The following is a 19,182-nucleotide window of genomic DNA, read 5'->3' on the forward strand; positions in this document are numbered from 1 at the left end:
AGAGCAACATGGCAAAAGAATTTCTAATCGAGCTAGGTACAGAAGAGCTACCACCAACGCAACTTCGCACTCTAGCTGAAGCATTCGCAGCAAACTTCGAAGCAGAACTAAAAGGCGCTGAGCTTGCTCACGAAGGCGTGAAATGGTTCGCGGCGCCTCGTCGTCTTGCACTTAAAGTAGCAGCACTAGCAGACAGCCAGTCTGACAAAGTTGTTGAAAAGCGTGGTCCTGCGGTTTCTGCAGCGTTTGACGCGGAAGGCAACCCAACAAAAGCAGCTCAAGGCTGGGCACGCGGTTGTGGCATCACGGTTGACCAAGCAGAGCGCATGGTTACAGACAAAGGTGAATGGCTACTGTTCAAACAAGAAGTGAAAGGTCAGCCAACGTCTGAGATCGTAGTTGAACTTGCAGCGAAAGCACTAGCCAACCTACCTATCGCAAAACCAATGCGCTGGGGTAACAAAACAACTCAGTTCATCCGTCCAGTTAAGACGCTAACCATGCTAATGGGCAGCGACCTAATCGAAGGCGAGATCCTAGGCGTAGCCTCTGACCGCACTATCCGTGGTCACCGCTTCATGGGTGAGCAAGAGTTCACTATCGATTCTGCTGAACAATACCCTGCGATCCTAGAAGAGCGCGGTAAAGTAATGGCAGATTACGAAGCGCGTAAAGCAATCATCCTAGCTGACGCACAAAAAGCGGCAGCAGCGGTTGGCGGTATCGCTGACCTAGAAGATGACCTAGTAGAAGAAGTAACGTCTCTGGTTGAATGGCCAGTGGTACTAACAGCGAAGTTTGAAGAAGAGTTCCTAAAAGTGCCTTCTGAAGCGTTGGTTTACACCATGAAAGGTGACCAGAAGTACTTCCCTGTTTATGACGAAAACAAGAAGCTACTACCTAACTTCATCTTCGTATCGAACATCGAATCAAAAGAGCCTCGTTACGTAATCGAAGGTAACGAGAAAGTAGTTCGCCCTCGTCTTGCTGACGCAGAGTTCTTCTTCAACACAGACCGTAAGCGTCCGCTTATCGACCGTCTGCCAGAACTAGAACAAGCGATCTTCCAAAAGCAACTGGGCACGATCAAAGACAAAACAGACCGCATCACAGAGCTTGCTGGCTACATTGCTGAGCAAATCGGTGCTGACGTTGAGAAATCAAAGCGTGCTGGTCTACTAGCAAAATGTGACCTAATGACCTCAATGGTATTCGAATTCACGGATACTCAAGGCGTTATGGGTATGCACTACGCTCGCCACGACGGTGAAGCAGAAGAAGTTGCAGTAGCACTGAACGAGCAATACATGCCTCGTTTCGCAGGTGATGAACTGCCATCAAACGGTGTTTCAACTGCAGTTGCAATGGCAGACAAGCTAGACACTATCGTAGGTATCTTCGGTATTGGTCAAGCACCTAAAGGCAGCGACCCATTCGCACTACGCCGCGCATCTCTAGGTGTACTACGTATCATCGTTGAATACGGCTACAACCTAGATCTTGTTGACCTAGTAGCGAAAGCGAAGTCACTGTTTGGCGACCGCCTAACCAACGACAACGTTGAACAAGACGTTATCGAGTTCATGCTTGGTCGTTTCCGTGCTTGGTACCAAGACGAAGGCTTCAGCGTAGACATCATTCAAGCGGTTCTAGCTCGTCGTCCGACGAAACCAGCAGACTTCGACCAACGAGTTAAAGCGGTTTCTCACTTCCGTGAACTAGAAGCAGCAGAGTCTCTAGCCGCAGCGAACAAACGTGTAGGTAACATCCTAGCGAAATTCGACGGCGAACTAGCAGCAGACATCGACCTAGCACTTCTACAAGAAGACGCAGAGAAAGCACTAGCAGAAAGCGTTGAAGTAATGACAGAAGCGCTAGAGCCAGCATTTGCTACTGGTAACTACCAAGAAGCCCTAAGCAAGCTAGCTGACCTACGTGAACCAGTTGATGCGTTCTTCGATAACGTAATGGTAATGGCAGACGACGAAGCACTTAAGAAGAACCGTCTGACACTTCTGAACAACCTGCGTAACCTGTTCCTACAGATCGCAGATATTTCTTTGCTTCAAAAGTAATTCATTGCTCTTCGAAGTGATTAAGAAATAAGTAAAAGGGAAGCAGATGCTTCCCTTTTTTGTTGCCTTCAAACCGATGAAGGTGATGCTTATTATTCATTTTGTGAACAAGACTAAAATTTGTAGGGTGAGACGCGTTTAACTTGTTGGTGTAGAGCTCGGATTGTAGAGGCACAGTTTTGCTATAACTGGACTGTTTATTCGGGGGAAGGACACAATGAAAAAAACAATTCTCGCACTCTCTATCGGTCTACTGAGCGCCTGCAGCCAGATTCCAGAAAATGCCATCGTATTAAACGTTGGTGATGACACTGCTGTTTTTGAGGAAAACTCACAAGGCTTACTTGTCGCTGAGCAAAAACTCGAAAAAGGCAGCTACACCTTTACCATTGCCGACAGTAATCAAAGCTGTGGCAGTAGCTTTGCCCTAGCAGAAGAAGATCGCATCAAATTCAATCGTCCATTAAAAATGGATAACTGCGCCACTGACGCACAAATGCCGCTGCGCATCTTCAAAGCCAATACCTATCAATTTACGCTCAATCCAACCACCAATGAGCTGACGGTAAAAATCAAACCAAAACAGAGTCAGGACATCACCTACTCTTGCCCTGTCGCAACTGACACGCCAAAAACCATCAACGTTGCCCAAACCTTTAATGATGGCACTGTCGTTCGTGATGCCTTAACCGGACAAGAAACCACTGTCGCCAATGGCAGCGTCACCATGCAACCGGGTCCTATGAGCCAAGGTCTATTGCTGCTAGAAGAAGTTGAACAGCAAGCCGACAAACCGTTCAGTTGGGACAATGCGACGGTGTACTTCGTCATGACCGACCGCTTCTACAATGGCAACCCAGACAACGACAACAGCTACGGTCGCAGCAAAGACGGAAAATATGAGATTGGTACCTTCCACGGTGGTGACTTATCGGGTCTAACGAAAAAACTCGATTACATCGAATCACTTGGTGTCAATGCTATCTGGATAACCTCACCACTGGAACAGATCCACGGCTGGGTTGGCGGCGGCGATAAAGGCGACTTTAAGCACTACGGCTACCACGGCTACTATCACCAAGATTGGACCAAGCTTGATGCCAACATGGGTACCGAAGATGAACTCAGAACCTTCGTCGATACTGCCCATAAGAAAGGTATCCGCGTGATTTGGGATGTGGTCATGAACCACACAGGTTATGCGACATTAGCAGACATGCAGGAATTCGGATTTGGTCAGCTTTACCTTGATGACCAAGAAGCCAAAGAAGTCCTTGGTGAAAAATGGACCGACTGGCAGCCAAAATCAGGACAAAGCTGGCACAGCTTCAACGACTACATCAAATACGGTGATAGCGAAGCGTGGGATAAATGGTGGGGCAAAGATTGGGTCCGCACCGACATTGGCGACTACGATGCTCCGGGCTACAACGACATCACCATGTCTTTGAACTACCTACCGGATCTAAAAACCGAATCGACTCAGAAAACCGGATTACCAAATTTCTTCCGCAATAAAGACACCAATGCGCAAGATGAGCTGCAAACCCCGCGTGAGCATCTGATTAACTGGTTATCCGATTGGGTGCGCGACTACGGCATTGATGGCTTCCGCGTCGACACCGCTAAACACGTTGAAATGGAAGCGTGGGCAGAGTTGAAAGCCAGCACCACTCAAGCTCTGGCCCAGTGGAAGCAAAACAACCCGGACAAAGCCTTGGATGATCTACCTTTCTGGATGACGGGTGAAGTATGGGCACACAGCGTAGTGAAGAGCCCGTATTTCGATAACGGCTTCGATTCCATCATTAACTTCGAGTTCCAATCTGATGTGGCACCAAAAGCACTGAAGTGTTTCGCTCAACTTGATAATGATTACCGCCGCTACGCAGAACGCATCAATACCGATCCTGAGTTCAACGTGTTGAGCTACCTATCTTCACACGATACACAGCTGTTTTGGTCAGCGCGCAGCCGCAGCTTTGATGACCAAGCACGTGCCGCGAATGCACTGATGCTGGCTCCCGGTGCAGTACAGATCTATTACGGTGATGAGATAGCTCGTGATTTTGGCATTACTGGTTCAGACGCCCACCAAGGCACACGCTCAGATATGCCATGGGATAAGATTCATGGCGAACGTGAAGATCTACTGCAACATTGGCAAAAGTTGGGTGAATTCCGTAAACGCCACCCAGCGGTTGCTCAAGGTAAGCACATCACTCGCAATCAAGAAGGTTACTACGCGTTCGAACGCCAATACCAAGACGACAAGGTACTGATTGTTTACACCGGTGAGTAAATCACACTCTCTCCACCAGCAAGGGAAGCATAAGCTTCCCTTTTTTATTGTTCTTTTTGCCCTTTTGTCTCGTTCCTCTGGTCTGATGACGCACTTTTTTCTTTTTCGGCTTAATTCACACTTTGCGTTAATTACACATTGAGGTAAGGTCAAGGATTACTCGATAAGCCGATAAAACATCGGCATAAACATACACAAAGCAATCACAATGAATTAGGTATAAGTCAGCATGCAGTTCTCAAAGTTTGGTGAAAAATTTAATCAGTATTCAGGTATTACGCAGTTAATGGACGATTTGAATGATGGTCTGCGCACACCAGGTGCCATCATGCTCGGTGGAGGTAATCCTGCCGCCATTCCTGCCATGCTCGATTACTTTCACCAAGCCAGTGAGGAAATGCTCGCCAGTGGGGAGCTCGTCGCCGCCCTCGCCAACTACGATGGCCCGCAGGGTAAAGACGCGTTCGTCAAAGCGCTAGCTCAGTTATTCCGTGAAACTTACGGCTGGGATATTTCCGAAAAGAACATCAGCCTAACTAACGGTAGCCAGAGTGGCTTCTTCTACTTGTTCAACTTGTTGGCAGGTAAACAGCCAGACGGTTCGCACAAGAAAGTGCTACTGCCTATCGCGCCTGAATACATCGGTTATGGTGATGCTGGCATTGATGAAGATATCTTTATCTCTTACCACCCAGAAATCGAGCTGTTAGATAACGGTCTGTTTAAATACCACGTCGATTTTGAGCAACTCGCCGTCGACGACTCTGTTGCGGCAATCTGCGCGTCTCGCCCAACTAACCCAACGGGTAATGTACTGACAGATGAAGAAGTACGTAAGCTGGACAAGCTAGCACGTGAGAACAACATCCCACTGATCATCGATAACGCCTACGGTCTACCTTTCCCGAACATCATCTTTGAAGATGTCGAACCGTTCTGGAATGAAAACACCATCCTATGCATGAGCCTATCTAAGCTTGGTTTACCGGGCGTGCGTTGTGGCATTGTGATTGCGAGTGAAGAAATCACTCAAGCGTTAACCAATATGAACGGCATCATCAGCCTAGCGCCGGGCAGTGTTGGTCCAGCGCTGGCAAACCATATAATTGGCAAAGGTGATCTGCTTAAACTGAGTTCAGAGGTGATTAAGCCGTTCTACAAGCAAAAATCACAACGTGCGGTTGAACTGCTCCAACAAGCAATTACCGATGAGCGATTCCGCATCCACAAGCCGGAAGGCGCTATCTTCTTGTGGTTATGGTTTGATGAACTGCCAATCACAACAATGGAACTGTACCAACGCTTGAAAGCGCGTGGCGTATTGATTGTCCCTGGTGAATATTTCTTTATTGGTCAGCAAGACGAGTGGGATCACGCGCACCAATGCCTGCGTATGAACTACGTTCAAGATGATGAGATGATGCAAAAAGGCATTGCGATTATCGCTGAAGAAGTGGAAAAGGCTTACCGCGAAGGTAAATAGACGGATTGAACTCAGCCGTTCTTCTCTTTGAAATTACGGCTTTGAAATAGCGGATTTGAAAACCCCCAAACTAAAAAGAGCGCCCATATGGCGCTCTTTCTCATTCTATAACCGGGTGGTTAACTGATTAGTTGTTCTCAATCAGGTTGTTGCCACCGATAGCAATCTTACGTGGTTGCATGGCTTCAGGGATTTCACGAACTAAATCGATATGAAGCAGACCGTTTTCCATTGATGCACCCACGACTTTTACGTAATCCGCTAGCTGGAATTTACGTTCAAAATCACGTTCTGCAATACCTTGGTAAACGTAGTTTTTGCCTTCTTCTGCTTTACGTTCGCCCTTCACAATCAACATGTTTTCGTTTTGAGTCAGATCGAGCTGTTCTTCAGCAAAGCCAGCAACGGCCATAGTAATACGGTAGTTGTGCTCGTCTTTTTGCTCAATGTTGTATGGAGGGTAACCGCCAGAAGTATTTTTCGCTGTATTCGCTTCCATCAGGTTTAGCAGACGATCAAAGCCAATTGCATTACGGTATAGTGGTGAGAAATCTACATTACGCATAAATCTATCCTCTTAATTAAGCAATAGTCTTAGTTCAGATGAGTTCCATCCTACTGGCGTGTTTATGCAAAAACCAACGCCGAACTAAGAGATTCTTATCATTCCACTGGCCTTGGTTTGGCTCGGAGACATGATATTGAATCTAAAGGTTTAAGTTGTGTGCTAAAACGCCATATCCTCTTCTGAGCGATCTCGTTTTAGCGATTTCAGAGGGCTGGTCTTCTAGTCTCTAGCAAGCCAGTCACCCTCTTCATAACTAGATATAAGGTCGTCAAAAATGACTTTCAAGGGAAAAAATAAAAAATTTTTAAAGCATCCACTATCCCCTTGAACAGCTTAGTTCCTCATCACTTCGCGATCAGTGATAAAAAGCCCGCCGTTCTGGAGGGCTCAATCTACACTTTACTTGCGGGAGGATTTACGCGCTTTTACAACTCCCTTTTCTGCCGCCTTTTCCTGCTTTAGTTTGCGCTTTTCTTTTAGACTCAACTGCGGTTGTTTCTTTTCTTTCTTACTCATGACTTCACCTATATTTATTGGCACAACAGACAACCACACAGCATTTTCTGAGCTGGTGGTTGCGATTGATGAACAATTTCAGTAATCACAAAGCAGCGTCGCTGATTAAAAATTTCCACTTCGAGCGCATCATTTTTAGCTCGACCTAATAGTCGAGACCCCAAATAAGAATCGACCGCGAGCATACCTGTCATGGGTTGCCCCTTGCGCGAGCTGACCAATGTCATGCGATATTGATAGGCGCGTTCAACATCCACTAAGCGAACCGTGTCCCCAACCGCAATACGAGTTCGGTTACGGCAATGGGCTTGTTGCTCGCAGGTTTCAAATAGCGATAACAACCTTAGTGGTGATTGATAGGTTAAAAAGCGACTGGTTAACCACCAAGTTCGCAGCGCCAAGCAGTACGCTGAGAACCAGCGTTCAAACATGATTATTTCCTTCTTAATGCCTTGTCTTACAAATAAATTCAGTGCATTGAACCGGAAGTGCATCACTTCCGGCTTAGTTCAGGAAAGTCATCACCATTTTCTTAGTCTCCTTAATCATCAGCTCTTCAGCACTATAGCGAGCAGAAAAAAGAAAGCAAAAGCGCTCAAGCGAACAAAATGGCGAGAAAAAAAGAAAACAGATATAAAATGGCAGGCTTGATCGGGTTGTTGGCAGTTAGTACCAGAAAAACATCCGCTTTAGCAGAAAGTGGCGATTTTAGCTGGTGGTACAACAAAAAAAGCAGCGATTTCTCGCTGCTTTTTACTATCACGAACAGTGTCGTTATACGTCTAGGTTCGCTACTTTCAGTGCGTTCTCTTCGATGAAGTTACGACGAGGTTCTACTTGGTCACCCATTAGCGTCGTGAACAGTTGATCTGCGCCTACCGCATCTTCAATCGTTACCTGCATCATACGACGAGTTTCTGGGTCCATGGTGGTTTCCCAAAGTTGGTCTGGGTTCATCTCACCTAGACCTTTGTAGCGCTGACGGCTTAAGCCACGCATTGACTCTTTCACTAACCAGTCAAGCGCTTCTGCAAAGTTTGCCACTGGCATAGTACGCTCACCACGTTTGATGTACGCGCCTTCTTCCAGAAGTCCATCAAGTGCTTCTGATAGATCAGCCAACTTGCCGTACTCTTTCGAGTTTAGGAAGTCGATGCTAATTGCATGTTCGTGCGTCACGCCGTGAGTACGAACCACAATCTTAGGCAAGTTTAAGCCTAGCTCTTCGTGCTGCTCAACTTCGTAGCTGTACTGGCTTGCACCCACTTCTTTCGCATTCAGCTGTTCAATAAGCTGCTTCGTCCACGCTTCCACAACTGATGCGTCATGGCATTGCTCTGGCGTTAGGCGAGGAGTGTAAATCAACTCGTTTACCAAAGCACTTGGGTAACGACGGCTCATACGTTCCGCCAGTTTAATACCCGCATTGTACTGTTGAACAAGCTTCTCTAGTGCTTCACCTGCCAATGCTGGTGCTTCTGCGTTTACGTGTAGCGATGCGTTGTCCAGAGCCAATGATACTTGGTATTGGTTCATCGCTTCTTCATCTTTGATGTACTGCTCTTGTTTGCCTTTTTTCACTTTGTATAGTGGTGGCTGAGCGATGTACACATAGCCACGCTCGATAAGCTCTGGCATTTGACGGTAGAAGAAGGTCAACAGTAGCGTACGGATGTGCGAACCATCGACATCGGCATCGGTCATGATGATGATGTTGTGGTAACGAAGCTTGTCCGGGTTGTACTCGTCACGACCGATACCACAACCAAGTGCAGTGATCAGCGTTGCTACTTCTTGCGAAGACAGCATCTTGTCGAAACGCGCTTTTTCTACGTTAAGAATCTTACCTTTTAGCGGTAGGATTGCTTGGTTCTTACGGTTACGGCCTTGTTTTGCGGAGCCGCCTGCCGAATCACCCTCCACTATGTATAGTTCAGAGAGTGCCGGATCTTTTTCCTGACAGTCTGCAAGTTTACCTGGAAGGCCAGCTAGGTCTAGTGCACCTTTACGGCGCGTCATTTCACGAGCTTTACGCGCTGCTTCACGAGCACGTGCTGCATCGATGATTTTCGAACAAACCATCTTCGCTTCTGTCGGGTTCTCAATCAGAAACTCAGACAGTTTTTCACCCATTGCAGACTCAACAGCTGATTTCACTTCAGAAGAAACCAGTTTGTCTTTTGTTTGGCTTGAGAACTTAGGATCAGGCACTTTCACCGAAACAACCGCAGTTAGACCTTCACGCGCATCGTCGCCTGAAGTCGCTGTTTTCGCTTTCTTCGAGAAACCTTCTTTATCCATAAAGCTGTTCAATGTACGTGTTAGCGCAGCACGGAAACCAGCAAGGTGAGTACCACCATCACGCTGTGGGATATTGTTGGTAAAGCAGAAGATGTTCTCTTGGAAACCATCGTTCCATTGCATCGCCACTTCAACTGAAATGCCGTCTTCACGCTCAGAGTTAAAGTGGAAGATTTTTTCGATGATTGGCGTTTTGTTGGTGTTTAGGTGATCAACGAACGCTTGAATACCACCTTCATACATGAAGTGATCATGTTTGTCCGCTTCACGTTCATCAACCAATTTGATCGACACACCAGAGTTCAGGAATGACAGTTCACGCAGGCGTTTCGCCAGAATGTCATAGTGGAACTCAGTGTTAGAGAACGTTTCGGCACTTGGCCAGAAACGAATTTGTGTACCGGTTTTATCCGTATCACCCACAACGGCTAGTGGCGCTTGAGGCTCACCATGGCGGTAGGTTTGCGTATGGATATGGCCACCACGATGAATCGTTAGCTCAACTTTCTCTGATAGTGCGTTTACTACTGAAACACCTACCCCGTGAAGACCACCCGATACTTTGTATGAGTTATCGTCGAACTTACCACCCGCGTGAAGAACCGTCATGATTACTTCTGCTGCAGAGACATTTTCCTCTGAGTGGATTTCTGTTGGAATGCCACGACCATCATCGCTAACGGAAACCGAGTTATCCTCATGAATTGTCACAACGATGTCTTTACAGTGACCTGCCAACGCTTCATCAATTGAGTTATCCACCACCTCGAAAACCATGTGGTGAAGGCCGGTGCCGTCGTCCGTATCGCCGATGTACATTCCTGGACGCTTACGTACCGCATCCAGACCCTTCAGTACCTTAATACTCGATGAATCGTAATTTTCAGACATGAGTTTCTCTCTTCTAGTTTGACTCTATCCTGCCATGTTCCACATGAAACAATTTACCGTTATCGTCCAACATATCGGCGATTTGGCTTTCAGTGATAGAGCTTACAAATACTTGTGCGCCCGTCTCTTTTAAGCAGTCAGCAAGACGCTTGCGACGTTGGCTATCTAATTCCGACGCGAAGTCATCAATTAGGTAAATGCATTGTTTACCGGCCATCTCTGTCAGGTGTTGCCCTTGCGCTACACGCAATGCACACACCATGAGTTTTAATTGACCGCGTGACAGAACATCTTCAACGGGCGTTCCGTTCACTTTAATGCGCAAATCAGCTTTGTTTGGGCCACTAAAGGTGTATCCCAATGCCTGATCACGCTCAAAATTCTTTTCTAGTATCTCGTGGTATGGAGTGTCTTTATCCCAGCCACGATAATACTTCAATTGGATCTCAAATTCTGGCAAAAATGTCTGACAGATAGTTTCTGCGACAGTTTTCATCTGCTCGATGTAACTTGCTCGCCATTGGCTGATGTTTTCAGCCAATCCTGCCATTTCCTGATCCCAATAACTGAGCTCACGATAACTATTGGCGGTTTTCAACAACGCGTTGCGCTGCTTGTTCAGGCGCTTGAACCTTCCCCATGCTTGATAAAAAGCGGGCTCGGTATGAAACACGCCCCAATCAATAAACGCACGACGATGTTTAGGGCCATCTGTCAGTAAATCAAACCCTTCTGGGTGTATCAACTGCAGAGGCAGAACTTGTGCCAACTGCGCTAATTTTTGTCCAGATTGACCGCCTATTTTAACCTCTGTTGAGCCATCACGCTGCTTATTAATGCCGATAGGTAGCTCAAATTGATCCGAGTTCAAAAAACGACCATGAACAAACAGTTCGTCACACTCATTTTGTATCACTCGTCCGGTGAGAGAGCTCTTGAATGAGCGGCCATGCCCGAGCAGATAAACCGCTTCTAAGACACTGGTTTTACCGCTGCCGTTCGGCCCGATAAGAAAGTTAAAGCCTGCTGATAACTCAATATCACAGGCTTTAATGTTTCGAAACTGCTGAATGATGAGACGAGAAAGAGGCATTCAGTTGGCTTATAGACGAATTGGCATCACCACGTACATGGCACTGTCATCGTCGGCATTTTCAATCAACGCGCTAGCGTTAGCATCCGACATCGACACACGTACATTTTCACAACGCAACGTGTTCAGAACATCAAGCACATAGCTTACGTTAAAGCCGATTTCGATGGCGTCACCTTCAAAGCTTACATCAAGCATCTCTTCCGCTTCTTCTTGTTCTGGGTTATTCGCAGTTATGCGCATTTCAGTATCAGCCAGATTCACTCGCACGCCACGGAATTTTTCGTTGGAAAGAATCGCAGCACGAGAGAAGGCTTGGCGCAACTCGTCACAACTGGCTATTAGTGTCTTATTGGTGCTCTGAGGCAATACACGGCGGTAGTCAGGGAAACGACCATCAACCAACTTAGAGGTAAAAGTAAAGTTATTCACCTCAGCACGAACATTGGAGCTACCGATCTGAAGTACGACAGGCTGCTCTGGCGCATCCATCAACTTTACTAATTCTTGCACACCTTTGCGTGGCACGATGATTTGCTTCTGCGCAAAGTCCGCACCTAGCTGAGTTTGCGATACCGCCATACGGTGGCCGTCCGTCGCCACGCTGCGTAGCGTGGTGCCGTCAATTTCAAACAACATGCCGTTGAGGTAGTAACGAACGTCTTGATTCGCCATCGAGAACTGAGTTTTGTCGATCAGCGTACGTAAATCAGCTTGGCTCAGTGATACTTCCACTTCGCTTTGCCAGTCTTCAATATTAGGGAAATCGTTCGCAGGAAGCGTTGCCAATGAGAAACGGCTGCGACCAGAGCGAACTTGTACGCGATCACCTTCTAATACAAATGTGATGATCGCATCGTCCGGTAAACCACGGCAGATATCGAGAAACTTACGCGAAGGAACGGTAATGCTGCCCGCTTCAAAATCACCTTCTAGCATCACTTTGCTTACTAACTCTACTTCAAGATCGGTTGCCGTCATCGACAATACGTTCTCTTCTACTTTAAGAAGTAGGTTACCCAGGATTGGCAGAGTTGGTCGGCCACCTAAAGCGCCCGAAACCTGCTGTAGCGGTTTGATTAAATGACTACGTTCAATGGTAAATTTCATGCTTGGCTCTTTACGCTGTCAGCTCAATAAATGATTTGCTTAGAATACCGTTATTCTAACCGATTACGAAGACAGGGTGCGAATCAAGTTAGAGTAATCTTCTTTAATGTCGTGGCTCTCTTCACGCAGCTGCTCAATCTTGCGACAAGCATGAAGTACGGTCGTATGATCGCGGCCCCCAAACGCATCGCCAATTTCAGGCAAACTGTGGTTGGTTAGCTCTTTTGCTAACGCCATAGCCAGCTGACGAGGACGCGCTACAGAACGAGAACGACGCTTAGACAGCAAGTCCGCTACTTTAATCTTGTAGTATTCCGCCACTGTCTTTTGAATGTTATCGATTGTCACAAGCTTCTCTTGTAGAGCAAGCAGATCGCGCAGCGCTTCACGAACAAAATCAATCGTAATTGGACGGCCAGTAAAGTTCGCGTTCGCAATAACACGGTTCAGTGCACCTTCTAGCTCACGAACGTTCGAACGCAGACGCTTGGCAATGAAGAATGCCACTTCATCAGCAAGGTGGATTTGGTGATCTTCAGCTTTTTTCATCAAGATCGCCACACGCGTTTCAAGCTCAGGCGGCTCGATCGCAACAGTAAGACCCCAACCAAAGCGAGATTTAAGACGATCTTCAACGCCATTAATTTCTTTAGGATAACGGTCAGACGTTAGAATGATCTGCTGATTACCTTCCAATAGTGCGTTGAAGGTATGGAAGAATTCTTCTTGTGAACGTTCTTTATTAGCAAAGAATTGGATGTCATCGATAAGGAGCGCATCCACGCTGCGGTAGTAGCGTTTGAATTCTTCAATCGCATTGTTTTGCAGCGCTTTCACCATGTCTTGCACAAAACGTTCTGAGTGCATGTAGACCACTTTTGCGTTCGGGTTGTTATCCACAATCGCGTTACCCACCGCATGCAATAAGTGGGTTTTACCCAAACCCGTGCCGCCGTATAGGAATAGTGGGTTGTAAGCTGCACCTGGGTTATCCGATACCTGACGCGCCGCAGCCAAACCCAGTTGGTTCGACTTACCTTCAACAAAGTTATCGAACTTGTGTTTTGGGTTCATGTTTGAGCGGTGATTGATAGCCGCAATCGCTTGAGCGTCGTCATCCCAGGTTTTGTGTACTGGCTTACGCGCCTGTAATTGCGCAGGTGCAGATGACTCGGCAGCCACATCTGCAGGCGTACGTGTCGGCGCTGGTTTTGGTGCAGAGACAGGTCGGCTCCCCACTTCAAAACGTAAGTTAGGAATATCGCCACCGCAGTATTCCTGCAGTAAGCGAGTAATATTGTTCAGATACTTATCACGCACCCAGTCCAACACAAAGCGGTTTGGCGCGAATAGAGTGAGAGTATTGTCATTGAGCTCCGCTTGTAGCGGACGAACCCACATGCTGAATTCTGTAGCTGGTAGCTCTTCTTGAAGCTGCTGCAAACATTGCAGCCAAAGCGAAGATGACACGGTGCCCCCACTGAGTAATTGAATTATCGGAAAAGACTGGCAATTTTACCTGTTGATAACCAAGATCGCCAGCGATTGATCGACGATCCAGTGAATAAGATCCAAGTTATTCACAATTATTTCTGCAAACTTGATGAGATCAACACACCTTGCCCCAAATTTGCCCACACAACGATCCACAATTGGGCAAAATTCACAAGATCGAGCGATTGGTGATAAGTCTGTGTATTATTTTATTCCCAATGCTGATTTTGTCGATCATTTCGCTAGGTTCAGTTCGCATTTTCGTCACATTTAACATTCTTCTTCTATTATCTAATAACTCACAGGTCTAGGTTATTGCTCTTGGTTATTTATTTAATTGAGCTAACTAACAGTAGTATTTCCAACCATAAAATTATGGAGATGTATTATGAAAAACTGGATTAAGGTTGCCGTTGCAGCCATTGCACTGTCGGCAGCAACCGTACAAGCCGCTACTGAAGTCAAAGTTGGTATGTCAGGTCGCTACTTCCCGTTTACTTTTGTAAAGCAAGACAAGCTACAAGGCTTTGAAGTCGACATGTGGGATGAAATCGGTAAACGTAACGATTACAAAATCGAATACGTAACAGCCAACTTCTCTGGTTTATTTGGTCTTTTAGAAACTGGTCGTATCGATACGATCTCCAACCAAATCACCATGACTGATGAGCGTAAAGCTAAATACCTATTTGCTGACCCTTACGTTGTAGATGGCGCACAAATTACCGTGCGTAAAGGCAACGACAGCATCAAAGGTGTTGACGATCTTGCGGGCAAAACCGTTGCGGTGAACCTAGGCTCTAACTTTGAGCAACTGCTGCGTCAATACGACAAAGACGGCAAGATCAACATTAAAACGTACGACACAGGTATCGAACATGACGTGGCGCTCGGTCGTGCAGACGCGTTTGTAATGGATCGTCTTTCTGCGTTAGAGCTGATTAAGAAAACTGGCCTTCCTCTGGAATTGGCAGGCGAACCGTTTGAGACCATTCAAAACGCATGGCCTTTCGTTGACAACGAGAAAGGTCGTAAGCTGCAAGAAGAAGTAAACAAAGCACTGGCTGAGATGCGCGCAGATGGTACAGTAGAGAAAATTTCCGTGAAGTGGTTTGGCGCTGACATCACGAAATAAGAACTCTTTGTACTTTAGGCCGCAAAGTGGTATCACTCTCGGGCTAAAATAAACTTACGTAAAGGTGGAACTTGTTTTCCACCTTTTCTTTTCTCTAGCCTTTAGGTAAGCCTTATGGGATTTGACTTTAATTACATGTTGGAACTGCTGCCGATATTGCTGAAATATCTTGGCACAACCATGGAAATGGCGACATGGGGATTGGTGTTTTCGCTGATTTTATCCGTCATTTTAGCCAATATTCGCGTATTTAAACTGCCAGTTCTGGATCAATTAAGCCAACTGTACATCAGCTTCTTCCGTGGCACCCCACTGTTGGTTCAGCTTTTCCTGCTTTATTACGGCTTACCGCAAATTTTTCCATTGATGGTCGGTATCGACGCCTTTTCAGCAGCGGTTATCGGTTTAACGCTGCACTTTGCCGCTTATATGGCGGAAAGTATTCGTGCCGCCATTATTGGCATTGATCGCAGCCAAATGGAAGCGAGCTTATCGGTCGGTATGACGACATCCCAAGCAATGCGCCGAGTGATTTTACCTCAAGCAACGCGTGTCGCACTGCCTTCATTGATGAACTACTTCATCGATATGATCAAGTCAACGTCTCTCGCTTTCACGCTTGGTGTGGCCGAAATCATGGCGAAAGCACAGATGGAAGCCTCATCAAGTTTCCGTTTCTTTGAAGCTTTCCTTGCGGTTGCTCTTATTTACTGGGGCGTGGTGGTGATTCTGACTCGCGTACAAATCTGGGCAGAAGCAAAACTGAATAAGGCGTACGTACGATGATTAAGTTAGAAAATATTCACAAACGTTTTGGTGAGACTGAAGTGCTGAAAGGCATCGACCTCGATATTAAGCAAGGTGAGATCATCGTGATTATCGGCTCAAGTGGTACGGGTAAATCAACCTTGCTGCGTACGGTGAACTTTCTAGAACAAGCAGATGAAGGTCGTATCACGATAGATGACATCTCCGTTGATACTCAAAAACACACTAAAGCCGAAGTATTAGCGCTGCGTCGTCGAACTGGCTTTGTGTTCCAAAACTATGCCCTGTTTGCCCACATGAATGCGCGCCAGAACATTGCCGAAGGTCTAGTGACCGTTCGAGGTTGGAAAAAAGCCGATGCTCTCAAACGAGCGCAACAAATTCTGGATGACATCGGCCTTGGGGATAAAGGCGATAGTTATCCAGCGGCATTATCTGGCGGCCAACAACAACGTGTGGGTATCGGCCGAGCGATGGCGCTGCAACCAGAACTGCTGTTGTTTGACGAACCAACTTCTGCGCTGGATCCTGAATGGGTCGGTGAAGTTCTCTCATTAATGAAGAAGTTAGCTAATCAGCATCAAACCATGCTGGTGGTGACGCACGAGATGCAATTCGCGAAAGAAGTCGCTGATAGAGTGATCTTCATGGCGGAAGGCAATATCGTTGAGCAAGGTTCTCCACAGGATATCTTCGATAATCCACAAGATCCTCGTTTGAAAAAATTCCTTAACCAAGTAGGAATAGAGTAACGATCAAGCATCAGGATCGATTGATCCTTGAGATTTTACTCACACTACGTATAATCGCCCGGCCGGAATTTCGTACTCATTGAGTCATTGACACATTATGTGAGTGTGATTACAATTCCGCCTCTTTGTTGAGAGGCGTCGGTTGTCCTTCTCTATATAAAGAGCTTCTTTATATAAGAAAGCAAATACCCACGCCGGGTTTAACAAGAACCTAAAACTACTGATCAGTAAAGGTAATTATCATGAAACGCACTTTTCAACCTACAGTTCTAAAGCGCAAGCGTACTCACGGCTTCCGTGCTCGCATGGCAACTAAGAACGGTCGTAAAGTTATCAACGCACGTCGTGCAAAAGGCCGTGCGCGCCTATCAAAATAATCGCTAGTTTATTTTGAACACGTACGCGTTTAATCGGGAGTTACGTTTGTTAACTCCCGAGCATTATCAAAACGTCTTCCAGCAAGCTCATCGAGCTGGCTCGCCTCATTTCACCATCATTGCTCGCAATAACAAACTTTCTCACCCACGATTAGGTTTAGCGGTTCCCAAAAAGCAAATCAAAACGGCTGTCGGTCGTAACCGATTTAAGCGTTTGGCTCGTGAAAGCTTTCGTAACAATCAACATCAGCTTCCAAACAAAGATTTTGTTGTGATTGCGAAGAAAAGCGCGCAAGATTTAAGCAATGAGGAAATTTTTAAGTTGTTTGATAAGCTATGGCAACGCCTGTCTCGCCCTTCACGTGGATAGCCATTGGGCTCGTTTATCTGTATCGCTGGTTTATCAGCCCTTTGATTGGTCCTCGTTGCCGGTTCACACCAACCTGTTCCACTTACGCGCTAGAAGCTTTGAGAGCTCACGGTTTTGTAAAAGGATGTTGGTTATCAGGCAAACGTCTATTAAAATGCCACCCTTTGAATGAAGGGGGGTATGACCCCGTTCCACCAGTCCAAAAACAAGACAGAGATAACTAACGATGGATTCTCAACGTAATATCCTGCTCATCGGTTTGGCCCTGGTTTCTTTTTTGCTGTTTCAACAATGGCAAGTTGCAAAGAATCCAGAACCTCAAGCAGTTGAACAGGCTCAATCAAGCAGCACTCTACCTGCACCATCTTTTGCTGATGAACTTGACCCAGTTCCTGGTCAACAGCAAGCTTCTGCAAAAACTATCACAGTAACGACTGATGTTTTAACTCTGTCGATCGACACCGTTGGTGGCGATGTGGTACATGCCAACCTTAACGAATACTCTGCTGAGTTAGATTCATCAGATTCCTTTGTTCTGCTTAAAGACGCTCAAGGTCACCAATTTATCGCTCAAAGCGGTCTAGTGGGTCCTCAAGGTATCGACTTGAGCAGCACAAATCGCCCTCACTACAACGTAAGTGCAGACAGCTTCACAATGGCTGACGGTCAAGATGAACTTCGCGTTCCGATGACATTCACTGCAAACGGCATCGAATACACCAAAACTTACATCTTTAAACGCGGCAGCTACGCGCTTAATGTTGAATACGATGTAGTGAACAACTCAGGCAACAACGCAACATTTGGTATGTACGCTCACCTACGTCAAAACCTAATGGACGATGGTGGTAGCATCACAATGCCTACTTACCGTGGTGGCGCATACTCAACAGAAGATACGCGTTACAAGAAGTACAGCTTTGATGATATGCAGGATCGCAACCTGTCTCTTAACCTAGCCGATGGCCAAGGTTGGGCAGCAATGATTCAGCACTACTTTGCCGCAGCTTGGATCCCACGTAACGAACCAGGTACTAACCTATACACTCGTGTAATTGGCAACCTAGGCGACATCGGCGTTCGTATGCCAAACAAAACTATCGCAACAGGCGATCAGGCTAAGTTTGAAGCAACACTTTGGGTTGGTCCAAAACTGCAAGATGAAATGGCAGAAGTGGCACCTAACCTAGACCTAGTAGTGGACTACGGCTGGTTATGGTTCATTGCGAAGCCTCTTCATATGTTGCTTTCATTCATCCAGAGCTTTGTTGGTAACTGGGGTGTGGCAATCATCTGTCTGACCTTCATCGTTCGTGGTGCAATGTACCCACTAACAAAAGCGCAATACACGTCTATGGCGAAAATGCGCATGCTACAGCCTAAGCTGCAAGCAATGCGTGAGCGTATCGGTGATGACCGTCAGCGCATGAGCCAAGAAATGATGGAACTGTACAAGAAAGAGAAAGTGAACCCACTAGGTGGCTGTTTACCTCTTATCCTACAGATGCCTATTTTCATCGCACTATACTGGGCGCTAATGGAATCGGTAGAGCTACGTCACTCACCATTCTTCGGTTGGATTCATGACCTTTCAGCGCAGGACCCTTACTACATCCTGCCGCTATTGATGGGTGCGTCTATGTTCCTAATCCAGAAGATGAGCCCGACAACGGTAACGGATCCAATGCAGCAGAAGATCATGACCTTTATGCCGGTTATGTTTACCTTCTTCTTCTTGTTCTTCCCATCAGGTCTCGTTCTATACTGGTTGGTGTCGAACATCGTAACGCTTATCCAGCAAACTCTGATCTACAAAGGATTAGAGAAAAAAGGCTTACACAGCAAGTAACCTTTTAGGAAATGATTGAGAAAGGCGGCCAAAAGGTCGCCTTTTTGTTTTTGGCTGATTACAATTCAGCTAATTAATTGTGATGGCTCCCTAGGTAT

16 protein-coding genes are annotated in these 19,182 nt (G+C 46.5%); 10 read left to right on the forward strand and 6 right to left on the reverse strand.

Annotated features, from left to right (window positions below; genetic code table 11):
• Positions 1–8: 8 nt before the first annotated feature.
• From glyS to R7044_RS20815, 3 genes are all read left to right on the forward strand, one after another.
• A complete protein-coding gene (glyS, locus tag R7044_RS20805; RefSeq protein WP_005378875.1) occupies positions 9–2,075 on the forward strand; it encodes a glycine--tRNA ligase subunit beta in 2,067 nt (688 codons plus the stop codon).
• A 217-nt stretch (positions 2,076–2,292) separates the two neighbouring features.
• On the forward strand, positions 2,293–4,377 hold the full coding sequence (locus R7044_RS20810) for an alpha-amylase (protein ID WP_225455793.1): 2,085 nt from the start codon (positions 2,293–2,295) through the stop codon (positions 4,375–4,377).
• A 229-nt stretch (positions 4,378–4,606) separates the two neighbouring features.
• Positions 4,607–5,860, forward strand: a complete 1,254-nt coding sequence (locus R7044_RS20815) for a valine--pyruvate transaminase (protein ID WP_017635592.1) — start codon at positions 4,607–4,609, stop codon at positions 5,858–5,860.
• Between the two features lie 127 nt (positions 5,861–5,987).
• Here R7044_RS20815 and R7044_RS20820 read toward each other — a convergent pair whose 3' ends face one another.
• From R7044_RS20820 to dnaA, 6 genes are all read right to left on the reverse strand, one after another.
• Positions 5,988–6,425 carry an Hsp20 family protein gene (locus tag R7044_RS20820; protein ID WP_005378857.1) on the reverse strand — a complete coding sequence of 146 codons (438 nt, stop codon included), beginning with the start codon at positions 6,423–6,425 and terminating at the stop codon, positions 5,988–5,990.
• Positions 6,426–6,958: 533 nt separating this feature from the next.
• Positions 6,959–7,375 (reverse strand): GreA/GreB family elongation factor, encoded by a 417-nt coding sequence (locus tag R7044_RS20825; protein WP_017821918.1) that lies wholly within the window; start codon positions 7,373–7,375, stop codon positions 6,959–6,961.
• 343 nt (positions 7,376–7,718) lie between these two features.
• Entirely contained in the window at positions 7,719–10,136 is a 2,418-nt protein-coding gene (gyrB, locus tag R7044_RS20830; RefSeq protein ID WP_005378841.1) for a DNA topoisomerase (ATP-hydrolyzing) subunit B, read from the reverse strand.
• Between the two features lie 13 nt (positions 10,137–10,149).
• Positions 10,150–11,229, reverse strand: a complete 1,080-nt coding sequence (recF, locus tag R7044_RS20835; protein ID WP_005378839.1) for a DNA replication/repair protein RecF — start codon at positions 11,227–11,229, stop codon at positions 10,150–10,152.
• 9 nt (positions 11,230–11,238) lie between these two features.
• Positions 11,239–12,339 carry a DNA polymerase III subunit beta gene (dnaN, locus tag R7044_RS20840; protein ID WP_186584578.1) on the reverse strand — a complete coding sequence of 367 codons (1,101 nt, stop codon included), beginning with the start codon at positions 12,337–12,339 and terminating at the stop codon, positions 11,239–11,241.
• Between the two features lie 63 nt (positions 12,340–12,402).
• Complete coding sequence (dnaA, locus tag R7044_RS20845) at positions 12,403–13,809, reverse strand: chromosomal replication initiator protein DnaA (protein WP_005378835.1); 1,407 nt, start codon at positions 13,807–13,809, stop codon at positions 12,403–12,405.
• Positions 13,810–14,221: 412 nt separating this feature from the next.
• On the opposite strand from dnaA, the gene R7044_RS20850 reads away from it, so the two are divergent.
• From R7044_RS20850 to yidC, 7 genes are all read left to right on the forward strand, one after another.
• Positions 14,222–14,968, forward strand: a complete 747-nt coding sequence (locus tag R7044_RS20850) for an amino acid ABC transporter substrate-binding protein (RefSeq protein ID WP_005378831.1) — start codon at positions 14,222–14,224, stop codon at positions 14,966–14,968.
• 114 nt (positions 14,969–15,082) lie between these two features.
• Complete coding sequence (locus R7044_RS20855; RefSeq protein WP_005378829.1) at positions 15,083–15,754, forward strand: amino acid ABC transporter permease; 672 nt, start codon at positions 15,083–15,085, stop codon at positions 15,752–15,754.
• Complete coding sequence (locus R7044_RS20860; protein ID WP_005378827.1) at positions 15,751–16,488, forward strand: amino acid ABC transporter ATP-binding protein; 738 nt, start codon at positions 15,751–15,753, stop codon at positions 16,486–16,488. The genes R7044_RS20855 and R7044_RS20860 overlap by 4 nt, the downstream gene beginning before the upstream one ends.
• A 242-nt stretch (positions 16,489–16,730) precedes the next feature.
• Positions 16,731–16,865, forward strand: coding sequence for a 50S ribosomal protein L34 (rpmH, locus tag R7044_RS20865; RefSeq protein ID WP_005378825.1), 135 nt, complete (start codon positions 16,731–16,733; stop codon positions 16,863–16,865).
• Positions 16,866–16,911: 46 nt separating this feature from the next.
• Entirely contained in the window at positions 16,912–17,235 is a 324-nt protein-coding gene (gene rnpA / locus R7044_RS20870; protein WP_005394102.1) for a ribonuclease P protein component, read from the forward strand.
• Positions 17,202–17,459 (forward strand): membrane protein insertion efficiency factor YidD, encoded by a 258-nt coding sequence (gene yidD, locus R7044_RS20875; RefSeq protein WP_005378822.1) that lies wholly within the window; start codon positions 17,202–17,204, stop codon positions 17,457–17,459. Before rnpA ends, yidD begins: the two co-directional genes overlap by 34 nt.
• A gap of 2 nt (positions 17,460–17,461) precedes the next feature.
• Positions 17,462–19,084: a membrane protein insertase YidC gene (gene yidC / locus R7044_RS20880; protein ID WP_005383834.1), complete on the forward strand. Its 1,623-nt coding sequence runs from the start codon at positions 17,462–17,464 to the stop codon at positions 19,082–19,084.
• Positions 19,085–19,182 lie beyond the last annotated feature (98 nt).

It is taken from the genome of Vibrio sp. 1402 (assembly GCF_033340275.1).

What these genes read in the sequence shown, in the direction of transcription:
- R7044_RS20820 (WP_005378857.1), bottom strand. Translation starts at nt 6,425, where the DNA reads ATGCGTAATGTAGATTTCTCACCACTATACCGTAATGCAATTGGCTTT.
- R7044_RS20850 (WP_005378831.1), top strand. Translation starts at nt 14,222, where the DNA reads ATGAAAAACTGGATTAAGGTTGCCGTTGCAGCCATTGCACTGTCGGCA.
- glyS (WP_005378875.1), top strand. Translation starts at nt 9, where the DNA reads ATGGCAAAAGAATTTCTAATCGAGCTAGGTACAGAAGAGCTACCACCA.
- dnaN (WP_186584578.1), bottom strand. Translation starts at nt 12,339, where the DNA reads ATGAAATTTACCATTGAACGTAGTCATTTAATCAAACCGCTACAGCAG.
- recF (WP_005378839.1), bottom strand. Translation starts at nt 11,229, where the DNA reads ATGCCTCTTTCTCGTCTCATCATTCAGCAGTTTCGAAACATTAAAGCC.
- R7044_RS20860 (WP_005378827.1), top strand. Translation starts at nt 15,751, where the DNA reads ATGATTAAGTTAGAAAATATTCACAAACGTTTTGGTGAGACTGAAGTG.
- gyrB (WP_005378841.1), bottom strand. Translation starts at nt 10,136, where the DNA reads ATGTCTGAAAATTACGATTCATCGAGTATTAAGGTACTGAAGGGTCTG.
- yidD (WP_005378822.1), top strand. Translation starts at nt 17,202, where the DNA reads ATGGCAACGCCTGTCTCGCCCTTCACGTGGATAGCCATTGGGCTCGTT.
- rpmH (WP_005378825.1), top strand. Translation starts at nt 16,731, where the DNA reads ATGAAACGCACTTTTCAACCTACAGTTCTAAAGCGCAAGCGTACTCAC.
- R7044_RS20815 (WP_017635592.1), top strand. Translation starts at nt 4,607, where the DNA reads ATGCAGTTCTCAAAGTTTGGTGAAAAATTTAATCAGTATTCAGGTATT.
- R7044_RS20855 (WP_005378829.1), top strand. Translation starts at nt 15,083, where the DNA reads ATGGGATTTGACTTTAATTACATGTTGGAACTGCTGCCGATATTGCTG.
- yidC (WP_005383834.1), top strand. Translation starts at nt 17,462, where the DNA reads ATGGATTCTCAACGTAATATCCTGCTCATCGGTTTGGCCCTGGTTTCT.
- R7044_RS20810 (WP_225455793.1), top strand. Translation starts at nt 2,293, where the DNA reads ATGAAAAAAACAATTCTCGCACTCTCTATCGGTCTACTGAGCGCCTGC.
- R7044_RS20825 (WP_017821918.1), bottom strand. Translation starts at nt 7,375, where the DNA reads ATGTTTGAACGCTGGTTCTCAGCGTACTGCTTGGCGCTGCGAACTTGG.